At 69.9% G+C, this 25,064-nt stretch carries 24 protein-coding genes and 1 tRNA gene; 18 read left to right on the forward strand and 7 right to left on the reverse strand.

The features are described 5' to 3' along the window. Positions 1-92 precede the first annotated feature (92 nt). Complete coding sequence (locus ACFHWT_RS19870; RefSeq protein WP_416596173.1) at positions 93-1,781, reverse strand: hypothetical protein; 1,689 nt, start codon at positions 1,779-1,781, stop codon at positions 93-95. Between the two features lie 167 nt (positions 1,782-1,948). Between ACFHWT_RS19870 and ACFHWT_RS19875 the strand changes: the two genes are divergently transcribed. Continuing rightward, complete coding sequence (locus ACFHWT_RS19875; protein WP_416596174.1) at positions 1,949-2,668, forward strand: NUDIX domain-containing protein; 720 nt, start codon at positions 1,949-1,951, stop codon at positions 2,666-2,668. A 43-nt stretch (positions 2,669-2,711) separates the two neighbouring features. Here ACFHWT_RS19875 and ACFHWT_RS19880 read toward each other — a convergent pair. Next, positions 2,712-2,788: transfer RNA gene (locus tag ACFHWT_RS19880), tRNA-Leu, on the reverse strand. Positions 2,789-2,894: 106 nt separating this feature from the next. Between ACFHWT_RS19880 and ACFHWT_RS19885 the strand changes: the two genes are divergently transcribed. From ACFHWT_RS19885 to polA, 10 genes are all read left to right on the forward strand, one after another. Then, entirely contained in the window at positions 2,895-3,512 is a 618-nt protein-coding gene (locus ACFHWT_RS19885; protein ID WP_123602467.1) for an ANTAR domain-containing response regulator, read from the forward strand. A 328-nt stretch (positions 3,513-3,840) separates the two neighbouring features. Next, a complete protein-coding gene (locus tag ACFHWT_RS19890) occupies positions 3,841-4,965 on the forward strand; it encodes a branched-chain amino acid ABC transporter substrate-binding protein (protein ID WP_416596239.1) in 1,125 nt (374 codons plus the stop codon). Between the two features lie 99 nt (positions 4,966-5,064). Beyond that, a complete protein-coding gene (locus ACFHWT_RS19895; RefSeq protein WP_278170022.1) occupies positions 5,065-6,015 on the forward strand; it encodes a branched-chain amino acid ABC transporter permease in 951 nt (316 codons plus the stop codon). Next, complete coding sequence (locus ACFHWT_RS19900) at positions 6,012-7,121, forward strand: branched-chain amino acid ABC transporter permease (protein WP_281550462.1); 1,110 nt, start codon at positions 6,012-6,014, stop codon at positions 7,119-7,121. The genes ACFHWT_RS19895 and ACFHWT_RS19900 overlap by 4 nt, the downstream gene beginning before the upstream one ends. After that, positions 7,114-7,932 carry an ABC transporter ATP-binding protein gene (locus ACFHWT_RS19905; RefSeq protein ID WP_282231317.1) on the forward strand — a complete coding sequence of 273 codons (819 nt, stop codon included), beginning with the start codon at positions 7,114-7,116 and terminating at the stop codon, positions 7,930-7,932. The genes ACFHWT_RS19900 and ACFHWT_RS19905 overlap by 8 nt, the downstream gene beginning before the upstream one ends. Then, entirely contained in the window at positions 7,922-8,632 is a 711-nt protein-coding gene (locus ACFHWT_RS19910) for an ABC transporter ATP-binding protein (RefSeq protein WP_416596177.1), read from the forward strand. Before ACFHWT_RS19905 ends, ACFHWT_RS19910 begins: the two co-directional genes overlap by 11 nt. A gap of 39 nt (positions 8,633-8,671) precedes the next feature. Continuing rightward, positions 8,672-9,571, forward strand: a complete 900-nt coding sequence (locus ACFHWT_RS19915; RefSeq protein ID WP_416596178.1) for an ABC transporter substrate-binding protein — start codon at positions 8,672-8,674, stop codon at positions 9,569-9,571. A gap of 13 nt (positions 9,572-9,584) precedes the next feature. Continuing rightward, on the forward strand, positions 9,585-10,586 hold the full coding sequence (locus tag ACFHWT_RS19920) for an amino acid ABC transporter permease (protein ID WP_416596179.1): 1,002 nt from the start codon (positions 9,585-9,587) through the stop codon (positions 10,584-10,586). Next, positions 10,583-11,368 (forward strand): amino acid ABC transporter ATP-binding protein, encoded by a 786-nt coding sequence (locus tag ACFHWT_RS19925; protein WP_416596180.1) that lies wholly within the window; start codon positions 10,583-10,585, stop codon positions 11,366-11,368. The genes ACFHWT_RS19920 and ACFHWT_RS19925 overlap by 4 nt, the downstream gene beginning before the upstream one ends. A gap of 114 nt (positions 11,369-11,482) precedes the next feature. After that, a complete protein-coding gene (gene polA, locus ACFHWT_RS19930) occupies positions 11,483-14,170 on the forward strand; it encodes a DNA polymerase I (protein WP_416596182.1) in 2,688 nt (895 codons plus the stop codon). Between the two features lie 75 nt (positions 14,171-14,245). On the opposite strand, the gene ACFHWT_RS19935 is transcribed toward polA, so the two are convergent. The 4 genes from ACFHWT_RS19935 to ACFHWT_RS19950 all read right to left on the reverse strand — a co-directional run bounded on the left by ACFHWT_RS19935 (position 14,246) and on the right by ACFHWT_RS19950 (position 16,516). Further along, positions 14,246-14,626 (reverse strand): DUF3140 domain-containing protein, encoded by a 381-nt coding sequence (locus ACFHWT_RS19935; RefSeq protein ID WP_282231312.1) that lies wholly within the window; start codon positions 14,624-14,626, stop codon positions 14,246-14,248. After that, entirely contained in the window at positions 14,616-14,885 is a 270-nt protein-coding gene (locus tag ACFHWT_RS19940) for a DUF2945 domain-containing protein (protein WP_416596184.1), read from the reverse strand. Before ACFHWT_RS19940 ends, ACFHWT_RS19935 begins: the two co-directional genes overlap by 11 nt. A 49-nt stretch (positions 14,886-14,934) precedes the next feature. Next, positions 14,935-15,558, reverse strand: a complete 624-nt coding sequence (locus ACFHWT_RS19945; RefSeq protein ID WP_416596185.1) for a Uma2 family endonuclease — start codon at positions 15,556-15,558, stop codon at positions 14,935-14,937. 79 nt (positions 15,559-15,637) lie between these two features. Beyond that, positions 15,638-16,516 carry a class I SAM-dependent methyltransferase gene (locus tag ACFHWT_RS19950; RefSeq protein ID WP_416596186.1) on the reverse strand — a complete coding sequence of 293 codons (879 nt, stop codon included), beginning with the start codon at positions 16,514-16,516 and terminating at the stop codon, positions 15,638-15,640. Positions 16,517-16,948: 432 nt separating this feature from the next. On the opposite strand from ACFHWT_RS19950, the gene rpsA reads away from it, so the two are divergent. The 3 genes from rpsA to uvrB all read left to right on the forward strand — a co-directional run bounded on the left by rpsA (position 16,949) and on the right by uvrB (position 22,264). After that, the gene (gene rpsA / locus ACFHWT_RS19955) at positions 16,949-18,469 is read left to right on the forward strand and encodes a 30S ribosomal protein S1 (RefSeq protein ID WP_416596187.1); all 1,521 of its coding nucleotides are present in this window, start codon (positions 16,949-16,951) and stop codon (positions 18,467-18,469) included. A gap of 202 nt (positions 18,470-18,671) precedes the next feature. After that, complete coding sequence (gene coaE / locus ACFHWT_RS19960) at positions 18,672-19,865, forward strand: dephospho-CoA kinase (RefSeq protein WP_416596188.1); 1,194 nt, start codon at positions 18,672-18,674, stop codon at positions 19,863-19,865. Positions 19,866-20,146: 281 nt separating this feature from the next. Continuing rightward, positions 20,147-22,264, forward strand: coding sequence for an excinuclease ABC subunit UvrB (gene uvrB, locus ACFHWT_RS19965; RefSeq protein ID WP_416596190.1), 2,118 nt, complete (start codon positions 20,147-20,149; stop codon positions 22,262-22,264). Here uvrB and ACFHWT_RS19970 read toward each other — a convergent pair. Next, positions 22,257-22,664, reverse strand: coding sequence for a hypothetical protein (locus ACFHWT_RS19970; RefSeq protein WP_416596191.1), 408 nt, complete (start codon positions 22,662-22,664; stop codon positions 22,257-22,259). The genes uvrB and ACFHWT_RS19970 overlap by 8 nt on opposite strands. A gap of 124 nt (positions 22,665-22,788) precedes the next feature. On the opposite strand from ACFHWT_RS19970, the gene ACFHWT_RS19975 reads away from it, so the two are divergent. The 4 genes from ACFHWT_RS19975 (at position 22,789) to ACFHWT_RS19990 (ending at position 25,057) form a co-directional block, all read left to right on the forward strand. Next, positions 22,789-23,514: a helix-turn-helix domain-containing protein gene (locus tag ACFHWT_RS19975; RefSeq protein WP_416596192.1), complete on the forward strand. Its 726-nt coding sequence runs from the start codon at positions 22,789-22,791 to the stop codon at positions 23,512-23,514. After that, positions 23,403-23,645, forward strand: coding sequence for a Scr1 family TA system antitoxin-like transcriptional regulator (locus ACFHWT_RS19980; RefSeq protein ID WP_416596193.1), 243 nt, complete (start codon positions 23,403-23,405; stop codon positions 23,643-23,645). Before ACFHWT_RS19975 ends, ACFHWT_RS19980 begins: the two co-directional genes overlap by 112 nt. A gap of 29 nt (positions 23,646-23,674) precedes the next feature. Then, on the forward strand, positions 23,675-23,863 hold the full coding sequence (locus ACFHWT_RS19985) for a DUF397 domain-containing protein (RefSeq protein ID WP_416596194.1): 189 nt from the start codon (positions 23,675-23,677) through the stop codon (positions 23,861-23,863). A gap of 273 nt (positions 23,864-24,136) precedes the next feature. Continuing rightward, entirely contained in the window at positions 24,137-25,057 is a 921-nt protein-coding gene (locus tag ACFHWT_RS19990) for an STM4015 family protein (protein ID WP_416596195.1), read from the forward strand. Positions 25,058-25,064: the final 7 nt, after the last annotated feature.

Here is a 25,064-nt window from a genome sequence, read left to right on the forward strand (position 1 = left end):
GTGTATGTCGCCCTGATGGAGGTTTCCACTCATGTCGCCACCGAAATAGGTTCCGCTGTTGTGACTGGCGGCTGGCTGGTTCATCGGGGCACTCACTTTCGAACCGGTTTGAACGAGTCGGAGATGTGGTTGGCGTGTATGTCGCCCTGATGGAGGTTTCCACTCATGTCGCCACCGAAATAGGTTCCGCTGTTGATCAGGACGTTCGCGCGCTGGCGGAACTCGGTGACGTCCACCCCCTGCTCGACGAGGAAGTCGAGGGTGGCGGCGACCAGGCGGCGAGTGACGATCTCCTGGTACTTCGCGACGTCCTGGTTCTGGAAGTCGTTGCGGACCTCGTCGAAGGTGGCCAGCTCGCGAACTCCGACCCGGGCGCCCCGGTCGATGCCGTACGGCAGGTTGGCCTGACCCGTCGCACCCCGCCGGACCAGCGACCGCACGACGGTCCGGGCCAGGTTGACCGGGGCCATCGCCACCACCCGCGGTGATTCGGCCAGCCCGGACAGGGCGGCCCTGGCGTAGGGCAGCGGCCCGATACTGCTGACGTCGTCAACGATCCGGTACTCGTCGCGGCACGGTGCCAGCGCGCAGGTGACGATCTCGAGATAGAGCGTGCGGCCCTGCAGCGCGAAGTGTGCGTACACGGTGGTGACCAGCTCGCCCCGCCAGGAGGTGACCTGGCAGGCGAGGTAGTGCCGGCGGGCGTCGAGTGGCTGCCGGATGATGTCCACCATGGCGGGGCCCGGGGTCATCTGGGCCAACTCGGTGGTCTCGGTACCTGCGGTGAAGACCTTGTCCGCCACCGTGAGGCCGGGCAACAGGTGCTCCGGCGAGTCCGCCTGACCGAGCGTCGCGAGCCGGTCCCGGACGTGCCCGACCAGCCGTTCGGCGGTGAACGGCAGTTCGTCGATCTCCCGCTCTGACTCGGAGGACCGGTCGTCGAAGCCCTGCTGCGGGCGGACCATCCGGACGGCCAGGTCCGAGGTACTCAGCACCCTTCCCGATCCGACGAAGGGCGAGTAGCCCGAGTAGACGATGGTGTTTCCGCCCTGCTGCCGCAGGACCTCCCGGATCCGGCCGTCGGACTGCAGGGGAGTCGGACGACCAGCTGGCCCGAACTGGATGGCCCGATGCCAGCGGAGCACCCTGGCGACGACCGTGGGTCCGATGCCGGTGAAGACGGCCAGCGCGACTCCGATCTGGATGATCGCCAGGAGACTCGTGACGGGGTTGGTGGCCGTGCCCCGAAGCGTATGGCCGGTCGCCTCGATGGCGACCCACGAGAACAGCAGTGCCAGCATCAGCCAGAACAGGCTGACGCTGAGCAGGCTGCCGACGGCGGGGCCGACCAACCGGTACAGCTGTGGAGACTCGCCGTTAACCATCCGACGCAGCGAGTCGCGGGCCAACCGGGCGGCCGAGACGGTCGACTGCACCGCGCTGAGCACGATCCCGGTCGCCAGGATGCCGAACGGTATGACGCAGAGGCTGAGGAACAGCACTCCGACGATGACGGAGTCCCGGATGGTGAGGATGTGCCCGGCCTGTCGGCAGTGCCCGAGCACGGTGCCGAGGTCGAACCCGTAGGACGGGGCCACCGCCCGGTTCGGCTGGTCGTACACCTCCCCCAAAGCGGTTCGGCAGAACCGCTCGTCGAGGTACGCGCCGGCGACGAGGTGTCGGGTGGCCGCGGTGGGCGTCACCATCGTGGCCGGCGTCGGCGTGAACGGTTGCGGCGTGGGTGGCCTTGGCGGCGGTACGGGGGAGAACTGATCGGTCATGGGTCGACCTCCGGGGAGGGAGCTGAGATCGGATTGTGGTGGGACGACCGGGCGGGACTGGGCCGTCACGGGGTAGCCGATAGATATCGTCAGGCTGACGTAATCAGTTACCAAGGGTAAGTGCCCGACTGGTTATCGTCAAGGTGACGATTGGATACACTCAGGCCGTGAACGGTCGAGGAGAGGTGACCCTGGTGTCACTGACGGTTGACCTGGTCGTGTTGACCGTGCGGGACGAGCGATTGCAAGTCCTGCTGATCGAACGAGGTAAGCAGCCCTTTCTGGGCAGGACCGCCCTACCTGGAGGGTTCGTCGGCGCCAATGAGGACTCCGGTGCCGCCGCCCTGCGGGAGCTCGCCGAGGAGACCGGGATCGACGGCCGCGCCCTCCACCTCGAACAGCTGTACAGCTACACCGAGCCCGGGCGCGATCCGCGAGGCCGGGTGGTCAGCATCGCGTACCTCGCGCTCGCCCCCGACCTGCCGCTGCCGGCGGCCGGCACCGACGCGCGACATGCCAGGTGGACGCCGGTTGACGAGCTCGGCTCGGACGACCTCGCCTTCGACCACGCCACGATCCTGGCCGACGGAGTCGAACGGGCCCGCGCCAAACTGGAGTACACGACGCTGGCGACGGCGTTCTGCCCGCCGATCTTCACCATCACGGAGCTGCGGCGGGTGTACGAGGTGGTGTGGGGGACAGGAATTGATCCCCGCAACTTCCATCGTAAGGTGGTCAACGCTGACGATTATCTCATCCCTACCGGCCAGCGCCGGGTGACCGACGTGGGCCGGCCCGCCGCGCTCTACCGTGCCGGCGGGGCGACCGTGCTGTATCCGCCGATGCTGCGCAGCGGAAGCCACGGGCCAACGGCGGGACAGCGGTGATATCGAGTCCGGCCCGCCGGACCGAAGGGCCGCGCCTAGCTGGTGGTGCCCCCGGTGGGATTCGAACCCACACTGTCGGAGGTTTGAGCTCCGTCTCTCTACCGGTTGGAGTACGGGGACCTTTGTCGGGTCTGGGGCCCGGCTACGCCAAGCCTACCTACTACGCTGAAGGCGGTGACACCCAACCCGGTGGGTGTCGGGTGGCAAGCGTTGGGGGTAGGGGTACGTGGCCGACACGCAGGCGGGTGCCGAGCGCAGGCGGGTGCTGATCGCGGAGGACGAGGCGTTGATCCGCCTCGATCTGGCGGAGATGCTCCTGGAGGAGGGCTACGACGTGGTCGGCGAGGCCGGGGACGGCGAGACGGCCGTCCGGCTCGCCGAGGAGCTCAAGCCCGACCTGGTCATCCTTGACATCAAGATGCCGATCATGGACGGGTTGGCGGCGGCCGAGCGGATCGCCGGTGGCCGGATCGCCCCGGTGGTCATCCTCACCGCGTTCAGCCAGCGGGACCTGGTGGAGCGGGCCCGGGCGGCGGGTGCGATGGCGTACCTGGTGAAGCCGTTTCAGAAGAGCGACCTGGTGCCGGCGATCGAGATCGCGCTCTCCCGCTACTCCGAGGTGGCCGCGCTGGAGTCCGAGGTCGCCGGACTGACCGACCGGCTGGAGACCCGCAAGGTCGTCGAGCGGGCCAAGGGCATGTTGATGACCTCGTACGGCATGACCGAGCCGCAGGCGTTCAAGTGGATCCAGCGGATGGCGATGGACCACCGGATGACCATGCGCGACGTCGCCGACCGGATCCTGGCCGAGACGCCCGGTGAGGCCGCCAGCCAGCAGCAGTGAACCGAGGCCGCCAGGCAGCAGCAGAGCGGCGACGCCGGCGGCAGCAGTGAGCCGCCGCCCCGGCATCGACGTCGGGGGATGACAGCCGACGCGTGTTACAGCCATACGGGCAGTCAGGCCACGCTACGTAACGTTTTTGTCAACGGCCCTTCCTGGACCTTACGGCGTGCCCGGCAGGTGGGATAGCGTCCCGCCCCAAGGCCGGGATAGCGGCCGGGTGCGTGCTTCCCGCAAGAGCCAATCGGCAGTGGGTGGTTCGGGCCAATTGGATCTAGGAGGGTTTCGAGCCTTGAAGCGTAATCTTGTCCGCGTGCTCGGCGGCGTCGCCATGATGGCGCTCGTCGCGGGCGGCGCCGCCTGCGGCAGCGGCGATGGCGACACCACGGAAGCTGGCGGCGATGCGTGTGGTTACAAGATCGCCTTTTTCGGGGCGCTGACCGGTCCCTCGGCGGCGCTCGGCATCAACGAACGTAACGGTGCCGCGCTCGCGGTCGAGCAGTACAACGAAGCGAACCCGGACTGCGAGGTCGAGCTGGAGGGTCTGGACTCGCAGGGCAGCCCGGACCAGGCGCCGGGTCTGGCCCAGCGGGCCATCGACGACGACAAGATGCTCGGCATCGTCGGTCCGGCGTACTCCGGTGAGTCGGAGGCGGCCGGTCCGCTGTTCGCCGAGGCCGGTCTGGTCACCATCACCCCGTCGGCGACCCGGCCGAGCCTGGCCGACCAGGGCTGGCCGACCTTCTTCCGGGGCGTCGGCAACGACCTGAGCCAGGGTCCGGCCGCCGGCGTCTACATCCGCGACGTGCTGAACGCGGAGAAGGTGTTCGTCATCGACGACCAGTCGGCGTACGGTGCCGGGCTGGCCGACGAGGTCAAGAACGTCCTCGGCGACCTGGTCGTCGACTCCGACAAGGTCCAGGGCGAGGGCAAGCAGGTCGACTTCTCCGCGACCGTCACCAAGGTGCGTTCCTCGGAAGCGGACGCGGTCTTCTTCGGTGGCTACTACCAGGAGGCCGGCCTGATCCGTAAGCAGCTCACCGACGCGGGCATCACCGCGACGATGGTTGCCGGTGACGGCGTCAACGACCCGGCGTTCGTCGAGTCGGCCGGTGCGGCCGCCGCCGAGGGCACCATCCTCACCTGCCCCTGCCAGCCGGCCACCGAGGCGCGCGGTAGCTTCGCCGCCGACTTCGAGGCGCTGCACGGCAGCCCGCCGGGCACCTACAGCGACACCGCCTACGACGCGGCGAACATCATGCTCGAAGGCATCAAGGAGGGCAACACCACCCGCGAAGCGCTGCTCGAGTGGGTGCGTGGCTACGAAGGCGAAGGCGTCGCGGCCAGCTACAAGTTCGACGACAAGGGCGAGATGGACGTCAACCAGGTTGTCGTCTGGGCGTTCAAGGTCGTTGACGGCGAGGTCGTGGCGGACCAGGAGATCCCCAAGCCCTGATCTGCCCGATCGGCGAGATCAGCTGTCTAGCGGGTGCGGCCGGGAGCACGCTCCCGGCCGCACCCGACTCTTTTCCCAGCCCTCGATGGAGCACCCTCCTTGGACGTCAACGGACTGCTCTCGAACTTCGGAGAGCTCACCACGACCGGCTTGACACAGGGCGCCATCTATGCCCTGGTCGCGCTGGGTTACACGCTGGTCTACGGCGTACTCAGACTCATCAACTTCGCTCACTCCGAGGTCTTCATCGCCGGTGCGTTCGCCGCGCTGTGGACCTGGGGCGCGCTCGGCCTGACCCAGGACTCGGTGGTCAGCGGAGTGGGCCAGATCGTCTTCTACTTCCTGATCGCGATGGTCGCCGCGGCGCTGGCGTCGGCGGCGACCGCGACCCTGGTGGAACGGGTCGCGTACCGGCCGTTGCGTAAGCGCAACGCGCCGCCGCTGGCGTTCCTGATCACCGCGATCGGCGCGTCCATCGTGATGGCCGAGGCGTTCGGGATCTACACCCGGCGGTTGCCGCAGGGCCTGCCGACCATCGTCAGCAATGAGCCGTGGTTCACCGTGGCCGGGGTGCCGGTCAGCATCGTGCAGGTACTGACCGTCGTCGCGGCGCTGGGCATGATGATCGGCCTTGACTTCTTCATCAACCGCAGCCGGATGGGCCGGGGCGTGCGGGCCGTCGCCCAGGACCCGAACACCGCCGCGCTGATGGGGGTGAACAAGGACCGGATCATCATGATCATCTTCGTGATGGGCGGCCTGATGGCCGGTGTCGCCGGCCTGCTCTACAACGTCCGCATCGGGGTGCTCACCTACAGTGTCGGCTTCCTGCTCGGGCTCAAGGCGTTCACCGCCGCCGTGCTCGGCGGGATCGGCAACCTGCGCGGCGCGCTGCTCGGCGGCTTCCTGCTCGGCGTGGTCGAGAACTACGCCTCCGGCCTGTTCGGTACGCAGTGGAAGGACTTCGTGGCCTTCGCCGTGCTGGTCGTTCTGCTGATGTTCCGGCCGACCGGCCTACTCGGCGAGTCCCTGGGGAGGGCGCGGGTATGACCAGTCTGCGGACCAAGCTGCACGACGCACGCGGCCAGCTCTCCGACCGCTGGCACCACATGCCCAAGTGGACCCGCTGGGTGCTGATCGCCGCCGTGGTGGTGTTCTTCTACGCCCTGCCCAACGAAGGCTTCTACCAGCACCTCGGGCCGATCCCGACCACCGAGTCCAACTTCGGTCAGGTGCTGTTCACCGTCTCCATCTACGTGCTGCTGGCGGTCGGGCTGAACATCGTGGTCGGCTTCGCCGGCCTGCTCGACCTCGGCTACTTCGGCTTCTTCGCCGTCGGGGCGTACACGGTCGCGGTGCTCACCTCGCCGAGCAGCGACCTGAAGACGCTCTGGCAGTGGGAGATGGCGCTGCCGCTGGCGATCGGCATCACGATGATCTCCGGCCTGATGCTCGGCACCCCGACCCTGCGGCTGCGCGGCGACTACCTGGCGATCGTCACCCTCGGCTTCGCCGAGATGATCCGGATCGCCGCGGTCAGCTCCGAGTTCCTCAAGGGCCAGCGCGGGCTCAACCAGATCCCGCACCCGCCCGGCGAGTACGCCGACGGCAAACCGGTCTTCGGTGTGCTGGACGCCCGCCCGTACTACTGGCTGGTGCTCACCCTGATCATCGTGGTGGTGATCCTGGTCAGCAACCTCAACCGCAGCCGGGTCGGCCGGGCCTGGGTCTCGATCCGGGAGGACGAGGACGCCGCCCAGCTGATGGGGGTGCCCACCTTCAAGTTCAAGCTGTGGGCGTTCGCCATGGGCGCGGCGATCGGTGGCCTGGCCGGCGCGTTGTTCGCCGGCAAGCAGAACTTCGTCAGCTCGCAGAACTTCGAACTGCTCAACTCGATCATCATCCTGGCCGCGGTGATCCTCGGCGGCTCCGGCAACATCGTCGGCGCGATCGTCGGCGGCGGCCTGGTGGCGTACCTGATCGAACGCTTCCGGGGCATCGAGCTGTTCGGCGTCGAACTCTACGAGTACCGGTTCCTGGTCTTCGGCCTGACTCTCGTCGTCATGATGATCTTCCGGCCGCAGGGCCTGATCGCCAACCGGCGACGATCCGCCGAGTTCAAGGACCGCCGTAAGGAGGTGGCCGTCGGTGGCTGACACCGAAGCGACCGGGGCCGGCCCGACCGCCGCGACCCGCGAACCCCTGCTCGAGGTCGACCACGTCACGCTGCGCTTCGGCGGCGTGGTCGCCCTGGACGACGTGAACTTCACCCTCTACAAGGGCGAGATCCTCGGCCTGATCGGCCCGAACGGGGCCGGCAAGACGACCTGCTTCAACGCGATGACCGGCATCTACCGGCCCACCGAGGGCGAGATCCGGTTCCGGGGCGAGCGGATCACCGGCAAGAAACGCCACCAGATCACCAAGATGGGCATGGCCCGGACGTTCCAGAACATCCGGCTGTTCCCCGAGATGACCGCCCTGGAGAACGTCCAGGTCGGCGCGGACGCCCACCACAAGACCAGCGTCATCTCGGCGATGCTGCGGCTGCCACGGCACTGGCGCGAGGAACGTGACGGCCGGGAGAAGGCCCGCGAGCTGCTGGACTTCGTCGGCATCGGGCACCGGATCGACGAAATGGCCCGCAACCTGTCGTACGGCGAACAGCGGCGGCTGGAGATCGCCCGGGCGCTGGCCACCAGCCCGGTGCTGCTGTGCCTCGACGAGCCGGCGGCCGGATTCAACCCGGCAGAGAAGGAGGAGCTGCTCCAACTGATCCGGCAGATCCGCGACCGGGGCGTCACCGTGCTGCTGATCGAGCACGACATGCGTCTGGTCATGGGAGTCACCGACCGGATCGTGGTGCTGGAGTTCGGAAAGAAGATCGCCGAAGGGCTCCCCGCCGAGGTGCGGGACGACCACCGGGTGATCGCCGCCTATCTGGGAGTGCCGGACGATGCTGCTTGAGATCGACGACGTCAGCCTGCTGTACGGGCGGATCCAGGCGCTGCACGGTATCAGCCTGACGGTGAACGAGGGCGAGATCGTCGCCCTGATCGGCGCCAACGGTGCCGGCAAGTCCACCACCATGCGGGCCATCTCCGGCATCCGGCCGATCGCCGCCGGGCGGATCACCTTCGACGGCGAGGACATCTCCAAGCTCCGGGCCGACCTGCGGGTCCGGCGCGGACTGTGCCAGGCACCGGAAGGCCGGGGCATCTTCCCCGGCATGACGGTGCTCGAAAACCTCGACATGGGGGCGTACACCCGGCGCGACCGCGACGGTATCGCCGCCGACCTGGAGCGGGTGCTGGGCCTGTTCCCCCGGCTGGCCGAGCGGCGCAGGCAGCACGGCGGCACGCTGTCCGGTGGCGAGCAGCAGATGCTCGCCGTGGGCCGCGCGCTGATGAGCCGACCGAAGCTGCTGCTGCTCGACGAGCCGTCGATGGGGCTCGCCCCGATGCTGATCCAGCAGATCTTCGACATCATCGTGGAAATCAACCAGCAGGGCACCACCGTCCTGCTGGTCGAGCAGAACGCCCAACAGGCGTTGTCCCGGGCCCACCGCGCGTACGTGCTGGAGACCGGTCGGATCGTCAAGTCCGGCACCGGCGCCGACCTGCTGCACGACCCGGCCGTCAAGGAGGCGTACCTCGGTGTCGCCTGACCCGGCACCGGTACGACCCGACCACCCCTCGGAGGAAACGTGACCACCTCACATCACCGGATCCGGCGGGCCGCCGCCGGCGTCGCCGGTGCCCTCGCCCTGCTGCTGGCCGTCGCCGGCTGCGGTGAGCAGGACAGCGTCGAACAGCCGGGCGGCGACGCGCCGAGCACGTCGGCCGACGACGAGCTTGCTGCGCTGGTCCCGGACGAGATCAAGGCCGACGGCAAGATCCTGGTCGGCGTCGACGCGACCTACGCCCCGGCGGAGTTCCTCGACACCGACGGCAGCACCGTCATCGGCTTCGACGTCGACCTGTTCAACACCGTCGCGGGCAAGCTCGGCCTGACCACCGAGTACGTGCCCAGCCAGTTCGACGACATCATCCCCGGGGTGATGTCCGGCAAGTACGAAATCGGGGTCTCCTCGTTCACCATCAACGACGAGCGCAAGGCCCAGGTCGACATGGTGTCCTACTTCGCGGCCGGCACCCAGTGGGCATCACGAGCCGGGGAACCGGTCGACCCGGACGACGCCTGCGGCAAGCGGGTGGCGGTCCAGGCCGGCACCGTGCAGGTGGAGGACATCGAGGCCCGCTCGGCGGCGTGCGTCGACGCCGGCGACCCGGAGATCACCATCGAGCAGTTCCAGGGGCAGGACCAGGCGACCACCTCGGTGGTCTCCGGCAAGAACGACGCCATGCTGGCCGACTCGCCGGTCTGCGCGTACGCGGTCCAGCAGACCAACGGCGAGCTGGAGCTGTCCGGTGACATCTACGACTCGGCGCCGTACGGCTACGTGGTCGCCCAGGATCAGGCCGGGTTCGCCGAGGCGCTGGCCGAGGCGCTCGACGCGGTCATCGCCGACGGCGGCTACGAGCAGGCGCTGAGCAACTGGGGCGTCGAGGCGGGCGGGATCACCGACCCGGCCGTCAACCCCTGAGCACCGGCTGCCGATGTCCGCGGACAATCCTCCCTCCCCGGACGGCGTGACGCCGTCCGGGGAGGCACCCCCACCCGGGCCACCTGCGCCCGAGTCCGGTTCGCCGGAGCCGGCGCGTGGCCGACCCGAGCCGATCCGGGCGGTGCCGGTGCGCCGGCCGGGCCGTTGGTTGGCGGTCGGCGTGCTCGCCGTACTCGCTGCGATGTTCGTCCATCTGCTGGTCACCAACGACCGGTTCCAGTGGACCTTCATGATCGACAACATGTTCCGGCCGCCGATTGTCGAAGGCGTGCGGACCACCATCACGATGACCCTGCTCGCGATGGTGATCGGCGTCGCGCTCGGGGTGCTGGTCGCGGTGATGCGGCTGTCCGGCAACCCGGTCCTGGCCGGCGTCGCCTGGCTCTACACCTGGTTCTTCCGGGCAGTACCCCGGGTGGTGCTGCTGGTGCTCTTCGGCAACCTCGGCATCCTCTGGGAACGGCTGGAGTTCGGGCTGCCGTTCGACCGGCAACTCGGCGCGCTGTTCGGCGTCACCGACTTCGAGGCCCGGATCTGGGGCTTCGACGCCCGGACCGCGATCAGTGGTTTCGTGGCCGGTCTGCTCGGGCTGGCGCTGTCCGAGGCCGCCTACATGGCGGAGATCGTCCGCGCCGGCATCGGCTCGGTCGACCCCGGCCAGGCGGAGGCCTGCGCCGCGCTCGGCATGAGCCAGGGCCTGACCCTGCGGCGGGTGGTGCTGCCCCAGGCGATGCGGGTGATCGTGCCGCCGACCGGCAACGAGACCATCGCGATGCTCAAGGACACCTCGCTGCTGGCCTTCGTTCCGGTCACCAACGAGCTGTTCTTCCAACTGTCGGCGGTCGGCTCGCGGACCTTCCAGGTATTCCCGATGCTGGTCGCCGCCTGCCTGTGGTATCTGGCGCTGACCAGTGTGCTGATGGTCGGGCAGTCATTCGTCGAACGGCGGTTCTCCCGCGGCTTCGGCACCGTCGCTGCGAAGGGGACGCGATGACCGCGCCGTCCACCGGGTCGGACACCCTGATGGTGCACGCCGAGAACGTGCACAAGTCGTTCGGCCCGGTCGACGTGCTCACCGGAGTGGACCTGGCGGTCCGGCCCGGTGAGGTGTGCTGCGTGATCGGGCCGTCCGGCTCCGGCAAGTCGACCTTTCTGCGCTGCATCAACCACCTGGAGAAGATCGACGCCGGGCGGATCCGGGTGGACGGGGAACTGGTCGGCTACCGGCAGCGGCGCGGCAAACTCCACGAGCTGCCCGCCCGGGAGGTGGCCGCGCAGCGCCAGCAGATCGGCATGGTGTTCCAGCGGTTCAACCTGTTCCCGCACATGACAGCGCTGGACAACGTGATGGAGGCACCGCTGCGGGTCCGCCGCCAGCCCCGGCCGGCGGTCCGCGAACTGGCGGCGGCGCTGCTGGACCGGGTGGGTCTGGCGGACCGGGCCGGCACCTACCCGGGGCAGCTGTCCGGTGGGCAGCAGCAGCGGGTGGCGATCGCCCGCGCGCTGGCCATGCGGCCCAAGCTGATGCTGTTCGACGAGCCGACCAGCGCGCTGGACCCGGAACTCGTCGGTGAGGTGCTGGACGTGATGCGGGACCTGGCCCGGGACGGGATGACGATGATCGTGGTGACCCACGAGATCGGTTTCGCCCGGGAGGTCGGTGACTCGCTGGTATTCATGGACGGCGGGGTGGTGGTCGAGTCGGGCGTACCCCGGCAGGTCCTGGCCGACCCGCGGCACGACCGGACCCGGGCCTTCCTCAGCAAGGTGCTGTGACCTCGGGCGGGTCGCGGTGACCTCGCGCCGGCGCGGCGGGCGCGGTGACCTCGCGCCGCGTCCGGCGCGAGCCGCCCGGCGCGGTGTCACACCCCACGACTAGAGTCGCTTGACGTGACCGACGACGCGTCCCGCCTGCTGCTGCTCGACGGCCATTCGCTGGCCTACCGGGCGTTCTTCGCGCTGCCCGTGGAGAACTTCTCCACCAGCACCGGCCAGCCGACCAACGCGGTCTACGGCTTCACCTCGATGTTGATCAACGTGCTGCGCGATGAGCGGCCGACCCACATCGTGGTCGCCTTCGACGTGTCCCGCCGGTCGTTTCGCACCGAGCGGTACGCCGAGTACAAGGCCGGCCGATCAGAGAGCCCGGCCGACTTCGCCGGCCAGGTCAGTCTGGTTCAGGAGGTCCTGGCCGCGCTGCGCATCCCGTACGTCAGCAAGGACAACTACGAGGCCGACGACGTCATCGCCACCCTGGCCGGCCAGGGGCGCGACGCCGGCATGCAGGTGCTGATCTGCACCGGCGACCGGGACGCCTTCCAGCTGGTCGACGACCGGACCACCGTGCTCTACCCGCGTAAGGGTGTCTCCGACCTGGCCCGGATGGATCCGCCGGCGGTCACCGCCCGCTACGGCGTCGGTCCGGGGCATTACCGTGACCTGGCGGCGCTGGTCGGCGAGTCCAGCGACAACCTGCCCGGGGTGCCCGGCGTCGGTCCGAAGACCGCCGCCAAGTGGATCAGTCAGTACGGCGGCCTGGACGGGGTGATCGCCCAGGCAGACAAGATCAAGGGCAAGGCGGGGGAGAGCCTGCGGGAGCGGCTCGCCGACGTGATCCGCAACTACGAGCTCAACTGTCTGGTGGCCGATCTGGAGCTGCCGCTCACTCCGGCCGAATCCCGGTGGACCGGGTGGGACCGGGAAGCCGTCCACCAGGTCTTCGACACCCTGCAGTTCCGGATCCTGCGCGACCGGCTCTACCAGTACCTCGACGCGGTCGAGCCGGAGGCCGAAGCCGGTTTCGACCTGGCCGGCGAGGTGCTCGGCACCGGGGCGGTCGCCCCCTGGCTGGCCGCGCACGCTCCGGCCGGGGCCAGCGTCGGCGTCGCGGTCGCCGGCAGCTTCGGCCGGGGCACCGGCACGGTGACCGCGATCGCGGTGGCTACCGACGCCGGGGCCGCCGGGTGGTTCGACCCGGCCGCGCTGGACGCCACCGACGAGGCGGCGGTCGCCGGCTGGCTCGCCGACGACCGCCGACGCAAGGTGCTGCACGACAGCAAACCGGCCCGGCTGGCGTTCGCCGCGCACGGTTGGTCGCTGGACGGCATCGACCGGGACACCGCGCTCGCCGCCTACCTGGCCCGCCCGGACCAGCGCTCCTACGACCTGGTCGACCTGGCCCTGCGCTACCTGCACCGGGAGCTGCGGGTCGACGCCCCCGACGACGGCCAGCTCACCCTCGACGGGCTCGGCCCGCAGAGCGAGGTCGAGCAGAACCTGATGCTGCGTGCCCGGGCCACCCTCGATCTGGCGGCGGCGATCGATGCCGAGCTGGCCCGTGACGGGGACGCCTCGACCCGGCTGCTCGCCGACGTCGAGCTGCCGCTGGTCGAGGTCCTCGCCACCATGGAGCAGGCCGGCATCGCCGCCGACACCGAGTACCTGACCGAGCTGGAGGCGCAGTTCGCCGCCGAGGTCAAGGCCGCCGCCCAGGCCGCGTACGGGGTGATCGGCCGCGAGTTCAACCTCGGCTCGCCCAAGCAGCTGCAGGAGATCCTCTTCACCGACCTGGGCCTGCCCAAGACGAAGAAGATCAAGACCGGCTACACCACCGACGCCGACGCGCTGCAGTGGCTGTTCGCCCAGACCGAGCATCCGCTGCTGGCCCACCTGCTGCGCCACCGCGACGTGGCCCGGCTCAAGTCGACCGTCGACGGGCTGCTCAAGTCGATCTCCGACGACGGCCGGATCCACACTACCTTCAACCAGACGGTGGCCGCCACCGGCCGGCTCTCCTCCACCGACCCCAACCTGCAGAACATCCCGATCCGCACCGAGGAGGGCCGCCGGATCCGGCGGGCGTTCGTGGTCGGAGCCGGCTACGAGTCGCTACTGACCGCCGACTACAGCCAGATTGAGATGCGGATCATGGCGCACCTGTCCGGCGACGAGGCCCTGATCGACGCGTTCAACTCCGGCGAGGACTTCCACGCCGTCACCGCGGCATCGGTGTTCCAGGTGTCGTTGGAGTCGGTCGACGCCGAGCAGCGCCGCCGGATCAAGGCGATGAACTACGGTCTGGCGTACGGGCTGAGCGCCTTCGGCCTGTCCCAGCAGCTCGGCATCGCCACCGACGAGGCGAAGGCACTGATGGAGGAGTACTTCCGCCGGTTCGGCGGGGTCCGTGACTACCTGCAGGCGCTGGTCGGCCAGGCCCGCCAGGACGGCTACACCTCCACCATCCTCGGCCGCCGTCGTTACCTTCCTGACCTGGTCAGCGATAACCGGCAGCGTCGGGAGATGGCCGAGCGGATGGCGCTCAACGCCCCGATCCAGGGCTCCGCCGCCGACCTGATCAAGGTGGCGATGCTGCACGTCGACACCGCGCTGCGCACCTCGTCGCTGCGGTCGCGGATGCTGCTGCAGGTGCACGACGAGCTGGTCTTCGAGGTGGCGCCGGGGGAGCGGGCCGAGCTGGAGAGCCTGGTCCGTCGCGAGATGGGCGGCGCCCACCCGCTGTCGGTGCCGTTGGAGGTCTCCGTCGGGGTCGGCACCGACTGGCACACCGCCGGGCACTGACCGGCCGCCGACCGACGTCGGAGCCGCCGGCCGGCCCGGCGTCCGGGGTCGGGGGTCGGGGGTCAGCCGACCGGGTCACGCCTTCAGCGGGTCGTGGCCCCAGTTCATCAGCGAGTGCCGCCACCGGGTGTCGCTGACGTCGCCGGACGGACGCTGGGCCAGGTGCCGGTGCACGTACCCGACCACCTTGCGCATGTGGGCGTAGTCGTCGTCGGACAACGCCTCCCGCTTGGTCCGCAGCAGGTCGACGATCCGGCGGCCGGAGGCGTGCCCCACCGACTCGCCGCCGTCGTGGTGCTGCCCGGCGGCGGTCGACTCCGGGGTACGCAGCCACTTCTCCAGCTCACCCGGGCTCATGTTGACCGCTTCGACGAACGCCCGGTACGCCGCCGCGCCGTCGGAGGCGTCGGTCCGGGTCGGGCGGGAGCCTGCGGTACGGGTGCGGTCACTCGGCACGGCGCAAGGCCTCCGGCTTGTGCACCGCGTCGCGGCCGGACTTGTCGCTGCGGACCCGGTACTGCGGATGCTCCTGGTCGGCGACCACGGTACGGCCGGCGGCCTCCCGCCGGGTGGTGATCTCCTCTTCGACGGTGCCCGGCACGGTCACCCCGTGGCTGCGCCAGTTGACCCGGTCACCGGGTCGCGGATGCTCGACCGGTCGGCCGGGCCGCTGCTCGGGCCGGTCGCCCTCGCGGGGGCGTTTGTTCCTCGCCATGGCGCCCGGGTACCCACCGTCCGGGCCGGCAATCCCGCCGGCGCGAGGTCTACGGGGTGATCTCGGAGATCGGCAGCTTCACCGGGAACGGGGCGTCGAGTTCGAGCAGGTCGGCGGACTCGCCGACGAGGGCGTACTCCCGCTCGCCGCTGGCGCCCGGCCGGTCGCCGAGCCGGTAGGCGTAGATCCGCACCGGGTCCTGCTCGACCCGCCAGTAGTGACCGATGCCGACGGCGGCGTACCCGGCGGGTTTGTCGAACCGGTCCCGGCGGCGGGTCGCCGGGGAAACCACCTCGACGACCAGCAGCACCTCGTCGGGGGTCAGGTAGTGCCGGTCGCGGCTGCCCTCGGCGCGGTGCAGCAGCACGTCGGGTTCGTAGGTGTTGCGTGGCCCGACAGCGACCCCGACCGCCTGGGTGGCCCGGTAGCCGTCCGGCGCGTGCCGGCGCAGCCAGGCGCAGAGCAGGAACGAGATGTCCTGGTGGTCGAGAGTGGGGGAGGGAACCACGGTGAGGACTCCGTCGAGGAGTTCGACGCGGGGGGCGTCGGCGGGCAGGGCGAGGACGTCTTCGATGCTGTAGTCAGCCAGCTGCTGCCGGACCGGGTCCGGCTGCCACGGTGCGGTCCACGCCCCGCCGGACGCTGCGGCAGGATGGATCGGCTCGGCGCTCACCCGGTCAGCGTACCGCCGCCGGGGTGCCGGCGAGGGCCGGCGGCGCGTCGGTGGGTCGGCACGGTGCGCGTCGGCCGTCTCACCCCGCCGTGGGCGGCCGGTCGGCGACGAAGATCGCGGTGCCGGGGAACAGCCGCCCGCGCAGTGGACTCCACTGCCCCCAGATCTGCTCGTGCCCGTCCGGCCACGGTGGTTCGACGACGTCGAGCAGCCGGAACCCGGCGGTGACGAGTTCCCGGACCCGGTCGCCGAGCGTACGGTGCTGCTCGACGTAGCTGGGGGTGCCGTCGTCGTCGGTCTCCACGTACGGCCGCCGGTCGAAGTAGGAGTGCACCGCGACCAGGCCGCGCTCGCCGGGGTCGTCGAGGAAGATCCAGCGCATCGGGTGGGTGACGGCGAAGACCCAGCGTCCGCCGGGGCGCAGCACCCGGTGTACCTCACGCATCACGGCCGCCGAGTCGGCGACGAACGGCACCGCGCCGAACGCGGTCCAGACGATGTCGAACGCGGCGTCGACGAACGGCAGCGTCAGGGCGTCGGCCTGCACCAGCGGCACCCGAATACCGGTGCGGTCGGCGCCGGCGACGGCCTGGCGCAGCATGCCCACCGACAGGTCGAGTCCGACGGTGCGAGCGCCCTGCCCGGCGAGCCATCGGCTGCCGCTGGCGGCTCCGCAGCCCAGTTCGAGTACCCGCCGGCCGGCGACGTCGCCGAGCAGCCCGGCGTCGGCCTCCCGCAGCCCTTCCGGGCACCAACGCAGGTCGGCGTCGCCGAGGAACCCGCCGTGCTCGGCCTGGTAGGCGTCGGCGTCGGAGTCCCACCAGCGTCGGTTGGCCTGCCGGGCCTGCTGATCGCTGACCTCGTTTCTGGTTACTCTGAGTTGGTCAGGATCCGGGAGCCGGCCGGGATCCGGGCCGACGTCGGGCCCGTCGGCGGGTGCGGGCGGTGCGGTGGTCACGGCTCAGACGGTACGGGCAGCGTCGTGTGGGAGCGTTACCGGCCTGGCGTGCTACGCTTGATGACCCGCGAAATCGATGTGATCTCGGTCACAGTGGGCCGCCGGGGGTGCGGGAATCCCCGCCTGTGGGTCCGTTTTTTCCCAACCACCGACATGCGCGCCCGGATAGCTCCCGGGAGGGCTTGCACGCTGTGGTAATGCAACCGGTAGGCTAGTCGATGCGCTCGCGGATCGTGTGCCTCGGCAGGGAGCAGGTCCGCGGTCGGCGGTTACATCCGATGATGGCAGCGGCGGTCGATGATCCCCTCGGTCACGGTCGGTGACGAAGACGTCATCGTCGCGGTGTGCCCGCCGGCGGATCCGTGAGCCATGCCAGGTCACCGCAACGACAAGCCAGCAGTGACACCCATCCGATCCGGAGCAACCGCCCACATGACGAGCAGCATCGAGGCCACCTCGAGCGCCCCCAAGGTCACCGTCGACGACCTCGGCACCGAGGAAGCCTTCCTCGCGGCGATCGACGAGACCATCAAGTACTTCAACGACGGCGACATCGTGGAAGGTACCGTCGTCAAGGTCGACCGGGACGAGGTCCTGCTCGACATCGGCTACAAGACCGAGGGCGTCATCCCCTCGCGTGAGTTGTCGATCAAGCACGACGTGGACCCAGCCGACGTTGTCTCGGTGGGCGACCACATCGAAGCCCTTGTCCTGCAGAAGGAGGACAAGGAAGGCCGGCTGATCCTGTCGAAGAAGCGCGCCCAGTACGAGCGCGCGTGGGGCACGATCGAGAAGATCAAGGACGAGGACGGGGTCGTACGCGGCTCGGTCATCGAGGTGGTCAAGGGCGGTCTGATCCTGGACATCGGGCTGCGTGGCTTCCTGCCCGCATCGCTGGTGGAGATGCGCCGGGTCCGTGACCTGCAGCCGTACGTCGGCCGCGAGCTCGAAGCCAAGATCATCGAGCTGGACAAGAACCGCAACAACGTGGTCCTGTCCCGCCGGGCCTGGCTGGAGCAGACGCAGTCCGAGGTGCGCACCGAGTTCCTCAACAAGCTGCAGAAGGGCCAGGTCCGCAAGGGCGTCGTCTCCTCGATCGTCAACTTCGGCGCCTTCGTCGACCTCGGCGGGGTGGACGGTCTGGTGCACGTCTCCGAGCTGTCCTGGAAGCACATCGACCACCCGTCCGAGGTGGTCGAGGTCGGCCAGGAGGTCGAGGTCGAGGTGCTCGACGTCGACCTGGACCGCGAGCGGGTCTCGCTGTCGCTGAAGGCCACCCAGGAAGACCCGTGGCGTCAGTTCGCCCGGACCCACGCGATCCAGCAGATCGTGCCCGGCAAGGTGACCAAGCTGGTGCCGTTCGGTGCGTTCGTCCGCGTCGACGACGGCATCGAGGGCCTGGTGCACATCTCCGAGCTCGCCGAGCGGCACGTCGAGATCCCCGAGCAGGTCGTCCAGGTCGGCTCGGACGTCATGGTCAAGGTCATCGACATCGACCTGGAGCGTCGCCGTATCTCGCTGTCGCTCAAGCAGGCCAACGAGGGCTTCGTCGAGGGCGAGGAGCACTTCGACCCGACCCTCTACGGCATGGCCGCCACGTACGACAACGAGGGCAACTACATCTACCCCGAAGGCTTCGACCCGGAGACCGGGGAGTGGCTGGAAGGCTTCGACAAGCAGCGGGAGACCTGGGAGCAGCAGTACGCCGAGGCCCGCAACCGCTGGGAAGCGCACACCCGGCAGGTGCAGACCGCCCGGGCCGCCGACGCGGACGCCGCGGCCAACCCGGCTCCGCCGGTCGCCGCTGCTCCTGCGGGCGGCGGCGGAGGCGGCGGCGGTGGGGCGACCTCCAGCTCGACCCCGTCGCGGGCCAGCGAGGAGCCGGCCGGCACCCTCGCCACCGACGAGGCGCTCGCCGCGCTGCGGGAGAAGCTGGCCGGGGGCAAGAGCTGAGGCCCCATAGCAACACCGGTTGACACAGACAACGGTCCCGCCGGGCGGAATGCCCGGCGGGACCGCTGTCTGTCGCGGCGTACCACTGTCTGCCGCGCCCACCGTGCGGCCCGGGTCCTGCGAGACCGCCCGCTGACCGGATCCGGTGACCACGAGCCCCCCGGCGGACCGGCCGGGCAGCCGATCCGGTTCACTGGGCGGCATGCTGAGGGTAGGTCTCACCGGCGGCATCGGCGCCGGCAAGAGCGCCGTCGCCAACCGGCTCGCCGCACACGGCGCGGTGATCGTCGACGCCGACCGGCTGGCCCGGGATGTGGTGGCACCGGGCACCGACGGGCTGGCCCGGGTAGTCGCGGCCTTCGGGCCGGAGATCGTCGCCGCTGACGGTGCCCTGGACCGGCCAGCCCTGGGCGCCCGGGTCTTCGCCGACCCGGCCGCACGGCGTCGGCTGGAGGAGATCGTTCATCCGCTGGTCCGGGCCCGTACCGCCGAACTGACCGCCGCCGCCCCGGCCGACGCGGTCGTGGTCAATGACGTACCGCTGCTGGTGGAGACCGGGCTGGCCGCCACGTACCACCTGGTGGTCGTGGTGTCCGCGGCCGAGGCACTGCGCGTCGAACGGCTGACCCGCGACCGGGGGATGGCACCCGATGACGCGTGGGCCCGGATCCGTGCCCAGGCCGACGACGCGCAGCGGCGCGCCGCCGCCGACGTGCTGTTGTCCAACGACGGCAGCCGCGACGACCTCACCGCCGCCGTCGACCGGCTCTGGCATGACCGGCTGGTGCCGTACGAGGCGAACCTGCGGGCCGGCCGGCCCGCGCCGCGTCCGCCGCTGGCGCTCCTCGCCGAGCCCGATCCGATCTGGCCGGAGCAGTTCGACCGGCTGGCCGCCCGGGTGCGGCGGGCGGTCGGCGCCGACCGGCGGGTGGACCACATCGGCTCCACCTCGGTACCGGCGCTGCCGGCCAAGGACGTCATCGACATCCAGCTCACCGTCGAGTCGCTGGACGACGCCGACGGCTGCGCGGACGCCCTCACCGCAGCCGGGTTCCCCCGATTCCCCGGCGCCTGGTGGGACAACCCGCGCCGCGATCCGGCCACCGGCCGGCCGGGTGAACGCTGGCCGAAGCGGCTGCACGGCAACGCCGACCCGGGCCGACCGGTCAACCTGCACGTGCGGGTCGCCGACTCGCCGGGCTGGCGGTACGCGTTGGCGTTCCGCGATCACCTGCGCGCCGACCCGGGCGAGCGGGCCGACTACCTGGCCGGCAAGCGGCGGATCGCGGCGACCGCGCCGACCACCCGGGAGTACGCCGAAGCCAAGGAGCCGTGGTTCGACCAGGCCTGGCCGCGCCTGCTGCGGTGGATCGAGGAAACCGGCTGGCAGCCGTGACGACGGACCGGCCTGCGGGGTGAGCAGGTGGGGCGCTCGCGGCGGCCGGGTCACGCGGGGCGTGACAACTCCGGGTGCGCTCACCGGCTGGCGCCAGGGCAGCTACCCGAACATCCGGACCCGTGGCGCGCCGCGATGGGCGCTGCCGGTGGTCCGCGCGGCCGCCGCGAGCGGCCTACCCTGTCACGGTATCGCGGGTGAGGCAACCCACACAATGACAATATCGATGCCGATCGGCGACCATCGGCACTCTGTCGGACCCGCGGCGTAGGTTGGGGGTCATGGCGCTCGACATCCCGCGACTCGACGGCCGCTTCCAGGTCGTCAGCGACTATTCGCCGGCCGGCGACCAGCCGGCGGCCATCGACGAACTTGAGCGCCGGGTGCGTCGCGGCGATCGGCATTCGGTGCTGCTCGGCGCGACCGGCACCGGCAAGAGCGCCACCACCGCCTGGCTCGTCGAGCGGCTGCAGCGGCCCACCCTGGTGATGGCCCCCAACAAGACGCTCTGCGCCCAGCTGGCCAAGGAGTTCCGCGAGCTGATGCCGCACAACGCGGTGGAGTACTTCGTCTCCTACTACGACTACTACCAGCCCGAGGCGTACATCCCGCAGACCGACACCTACATCGAGAAGGACTCCTCGATCAACGAGGAGGTGGAGCGGCTACGGCACTCGGCGACCATGTCCCTGCTGACCCGCCGCGACGTGATCGTGGTCGCCACCGTCTCGGCGATCTACGGCCTCGGCACCCCGCAGGAATATCTCGAACGCGCGGTCAAGGTCACCGCCGGCGCCGAGCAGGACCGCGACTCGCTGCTGCGCCGCCTGGTCGACATCCAGTACACCCGAAACGACCTGTCGTTCACCCGGGGCACGTTCCGGGTCCGCGGCGACACCCTGGAGATCATCCCGGCGTACGAGGAGCTGGCCGTCCGGATCGAGTTCTTCGGTGACGAGATCGAGCGCCTCTACTACCTGCACCCGTTGACCGGTGACGTGGTGCGCGAGGTCGACCAGCTGCTGATCTTCCCGGCGACGCACTACGCCGCCGGGCCGGCGCGGATGGAGCGGGCGATCCGCGACATCGAGGCCGAGCTGGCCGACCGCTTGGCCGAGCTGGAGCGGCAGGGCAAGCTCCTCGAGGCGCAGCGGCTGCGGATGCGCACCACGTACGACATCGAGATGATGCGCCAGGTCGGTTTCTGCTCCGGCATCGAGAACTACTCGATGCACATCGACGGGCGCGACTACGGCAGCCCGCCACACACCCTGCTGGACTACTTCCCGGACGACTTCGTCACCGTCGTCGACGAGTCGCACGTGACGATCCCGCAGATCGGCGGCATGTTCGAGGGCGACGCCTCGCGCAAGCGGATGCTGATCGACCACGGGTTCCGGCTACCCAGCGCCGCCGACAACCGGCCGCTGCGCTTCGACGAGTTCCTGGAGCGGGTCGGCCAGATGGTGTTCCTGTCGGCCACCCCCGGGCCGTGGGAGCTGGAGCAGGCGGCCGGCGAGTTCGTCGAGCAGGTGATCCGCCCGACCGGCCTGGTCGACCCGCAGGTCAAGGTCAAGCCGACCAAGGGCCAGATCGACGACCTGATGCACGAGATCCGGCTGCGCACCGACCGCGACGAGCGGGTGCTGGTCACCACGCTGACCAAGAAGATGGCCGAGGACCTCACCGACTACCTGTTGGAGCACGGCATCCGGGTGCGCTACCTGCACTCCGAGGTCGACACGCTGCGCCGGGTCGAGCTGCTGCGCGAGCTGCGTAAGGGCGACTACGACGTACTGGTCGGCATCAACCTGCTCCGCGAGGGCCTGGACCTGCCCGAGGTGTCCCTGGTGGCGATCCTTGACGCCGACAAGGAGGGCTTCCTGCGTAGCGGCCGCTCGCTGATCCAGACTATCGGCCGGGCCGCCCGTAACGTTTCCGGCGAGGTCCACATGTACGCCGACAAGATGACCCCGTCGATGACCGACGCGATCGACGAGACGAACCGGCGGCGGGCCAAGCAGGTGGCGTACAACGAGGCCAACGGCATTTCCCCGGAGCCGCTGCGCAAGAAGATCCACGACATCCTGGACGACATCTACCGGGAGGCCGACGACACCGACGGCGCGCTCGCCGGTCGGTCGGTCGGCGGCTCCGGCCGGCAGATGTCGCGCGGCAAGGGGCCGGTGCCGGAGACCCGCAGCAAGGGCCGGGGCACCGCCACCCCGTCGAGTGCCGGCATGGCCCGCGCCGACCTGGCTCAGCTGATTCAGGAGCTCAACGACCAGATGCTGAATGCCGCACGTGAGCTGCAGTTCGAGCTGGCCGCCCGGATCCGCGACGAGATCTCCGAGCTGAAGAAGGAACTGCGGGCGATGGACGTCGCGGGCGTCAGCTGAGCCGATCGCCGGGGATGAGCTGGGCCAGCTCCGCGCCGGGGCGCTGGTAGGCCCGCCACAGCAGCCCCCACGTGTCGTCGAGACCTGCCTCGTCGTCGCCTCGCCTGCCGGGCGCGGTCTGGGCGGGCTGTGGTGTCGGTGGGGCAGGCGTGGCAGGCCAGCCCGGCTCACCGGGGCGGACCAGCTCCAGCTCACCCCATTGCAGGTAGAAATCCCAGGCGTCCTCGACGGTGCGGAAGACGCCGACCTCACGGATCTCCCGCTGCGGGTGCCGGAAGTAGACCAACGCCTCGTCGGTGTACTCCAGACCCCACCCGACGGCCGGAAACTCCGGTGCTCCGTCCGCCGAGTCGACCGGTTCGATCAGCACGAACTGCGCGGGCGGTGAAATTGCTTTCACTGTTCCTCCAAGTTGTAAACTATGGGAATCCCATGTTCTGCGGTGACTGGCAGACATTCAAGTCTCGAAATCTCGCTAACCTCTACTTACCCTCAGTCGCGAACGGAGGGAGTCGGAAGTGGCGATGCCTGCAAGTCCCACGATCAGACGGCAGCGGCTCGGTGGCGAGCTGCGTCGGCTCCGCCGCGTGGCCGCAATGACTCTGGAGCAGGTCTGTGACCAGCTCGGCTGGGCGTCAACATCGAAGCTGTCCCGGCTCGAACTGGGCCAGAGCAGACCAGACCTGGCCGACATCCTGGACCTGCTCGACGTCTACAACGTCGTGCCAACCGAGCGGGAGAAGTTGGTCATCATCGCCCGCGATGCCGCCGCCACCCGAGGCCGGTGGAAGGCGCTCGGGTCGATGGGCCAACGCCAGCGTGGCTACACCGAGCTGGAGGCCAGCGCCGCCACAATCTTCCAGTACCAGCAACTGCTGGTGCCTGGGCTGCTGCAGACCCCGGAGTACGCCCGGCTACGGGTGCGCTCCGGCCGCGACGTCTACGGCGACCTCGACGTCAATGCCGACACACTCGCCCGCACCGCCCGCCAGGAAGTGCTGCGCCGCGAGCACCCGCCGCACTACGAGGCGGTCATCGACGAGAGCGCCCTGCTGCGGGCCAGCGTGCCACCCGAGACCCGGCGTGGCCAACTGCGCCACCGAACGCACTCGGCGAGCTGGACAAGGTCACCATCCAGGTGCTGCCGCTCGCTGCGGTTCTGCACGACTCGTTCGTGCCACACACCAGCTTCTCGCTCTACTCGTTCCCTGATCCGGCCGATCCCCGCACCGTCGTGCTGGAGACGCTGACCAGCGACATCCACCTCACCGACGACGAGGACGTGATGCTGTACGCCCGGATCGGCCGCTGGCTTCAGCAGGCGGCGCTGCCGGCCGATGAAAGCCGGGATCTGCTGGCTAAGCTGGTGGCAGAGAGTTGAGTGGATTGCCCGCCGGAAGGGGGTGCGCCGTGGAGTCGACCCCAACCGAGCCGCTGTGTTGGCGCAAGAGCAGCCGCAGCAACGCCAACGGCAACTGCGTCGAGGTTGCCCCGGCTGATGGGGTCGTCGCAGTGCGCGACTCCACCGATCCGACCGGTCCGCAGCTCGCCTTCCCGGCCACCGGCTGGCGATCCTTCGTGGACAGCCTGCGCGGCTGACGTGGTGCGGGCGAAGCCCTACCGTAAGGGGCGGCAGCGTGGCGCCGCCAACCGATCGTCTGACCCGCCGACCGGGGTAGACGGTCGAGTGCCCGGTCACGACTCAGGGGCGCCGCCGAGCCTCACACCCCAACGGGGCCAGGGTCAGCTTGACCTCGGCCCGGGCGTTGCACGGGAGGCCGGGGTTGAGGCGTCGACACGGGCAGCGCGGCGTCGCGCCGGGTTGCTATCGTGCCGGGTCCGCAGCCCCACGCCCTCCCCGGAGCGCCGTCGATGACCATCAACGAGCACATCACCCATTTCGCCGGACTGCCGGTGGTCGACTTCGACCCGCAGACGGCGGCGGAGCACACCGGCACCCCGGTCGCCTGGCGACTCAGCGCGTCGGAGGAGGACGAGGTCGAATTCGCCCAGCTCTTCGCCACCTGGCTGGACACCGTCGACCCGGCGAGCGTCGACGCGCTGGTGACCGGCGACTGGGGAGAACCGTGGGACGTCGCGTTCCCACTGGAGCTGCTGGTCGACGCCGCGCCCCGGCTGACCAACCTGCGGGCCGTCTTCCTCGGCGAGATGACCTTCGACGAGTGCGAGATCTCCTGGATCCTGCAGCCCGACGTCACCCCGCTACTGGCCGCCTACCCGGCGCTGCAGGTGCTGCGGGTACGCGGTGCGATGTCGCTGCTGTTGCAGCCGGTGCGGCACACCGGGTTGCGCGAGTTCGCCATCGAGTCCGGTGGGCTGCCGGCCGGCCTCACCCGCGTCGTCGCCGCCAGTGACCTGCCGGCCTGCACCCATCTGGAACTGTGGCTGGGCACCCCCGACTACGAAGGTGACACCTCAGTGGACGACCTGGCGCCCATTCTCGACGGCACCCGGCTGCCCGCGCTGCGTACCCTCGGGCTGCGCAACGCCGAGATCGCCGACGCGGTCGCCGCCGCGCTGACCGCCGCGGCGGTGGTGCCCCGTCTGGAGACCATCGACCTGTCGTTGGGCACCCTCGGCGACGACGGAGCCACCGCCCTGCTCGCCGGGCAGCCGCTGACCCACCTGCGTCGTCTCGACCTGCACCGGCACTACCTGTCCGACGCGATGATGGTCCGGCTGCCGGCCGCGCTGCCCGGCGTCGACGTCGACCTGAGCGACCAGCAGGAGGTCGACCCGCACCGGGGGCGGTACGTCTCGGTCGGCGAATGACCGGTTG

The sequence above is a fragment of the Micromonospora sp. LOL_021 genome (genome assembly GCF_048060215.1).
GTDB lineage: Bacteria > Actinomycetota > Actinomycetes > Mycobacteriales > Micromonosporaceae > Micromonospora_E.

Excerpts from the sequence above, each read along its gene's own strand:
- rpsA (WP_416596187.1), top strand. The coding sequence starts at position 16,949 with ATGACGAGCAGCATCGAGGCCACCTCGAGCGCCCCCAAGGTCACCGTC.
- ACFHWT_RS19900 (WP_281550462.1), top strand. The coding sequence starts at position 6,012 with ATGACCAGTCTGCGGACCAAGCTGCACGACGCACGCGGCCAGCTCTCC.
- coaE (WP_416596188.1), top strand. The coding sequence starts at position 18,672 with ATGCTGAGGGTAGGTCTCACCGGCGGCATCGGCGCCGGCAAGAGCGCC.
- ACFHWT_RS19990 (WP_416596195.1), top strand. The coding sequence starts at position 24,137 with ATGACCATCAACGAGCACATCACCCATTTCGCCGGACTGCCGGTGGTC.
- ACFHWT_RS19870 (WP_416596173.1), bottom strand. The coding sequence starts at position 1,781 with ATGACCGATCAGTTCTCCCCCGTACCGCCGCCAAGGCCACCCACGCCG.
- ACFHWT_RS19925 (WP_416596180.1), top strand. The coding sequence starts at position 10,583 with ATGACCGCGCCGTCCACCGGGTCGGACACCCTGATGGTGCACGCCGAG.
- uvrB (WP_416596190.1), top strand. The coding sequence starts at position 20,147 with ATGGCGCTCGACATCCCGCGACTCGACGGCCGCTTCCAGGTCGTCAGC.
- ACFHWT_RS19975 (WP_416596192.1), top strand. The coding sequence starts at position 22,789 with ATGCCTGCAAGTCCCACGATCAGACGGCAGCGGCTCGGTGGCGAGCTG.
- ACFHWT_RS19940 (WP_416596184.1), bottom strand. The coding sequence starts at position 14,885 with ATGGCGAGGAACAAACGCCCCCGCGAGGGCGACCGGCCCGAGCAGCGG.
- ACFHWT_RS19890 (WP_416596239.1), top strand. The coding sequence starts at position 3,841 with ATGATGGCGCTCGTCGCGGGCGGCGCCGCCTGCGGCAGCGGCGATGGC.
- ACFHWT_RS19910 (WP_416596177.1), top strand. The coding sequence starts at position 7,922 with ATGCTGCTTGAGATCGACGACGTCAGCCTGCTGTACGGGCGGATCCAG.
- ACFHWT_RS19920 (WP_416596179.1), top strand. The coding sequence starts at position 9,585 with ATGTCCGCGGACAATCCTCCCTCCCCGGACGGCGTGACGCCGTCCGGG.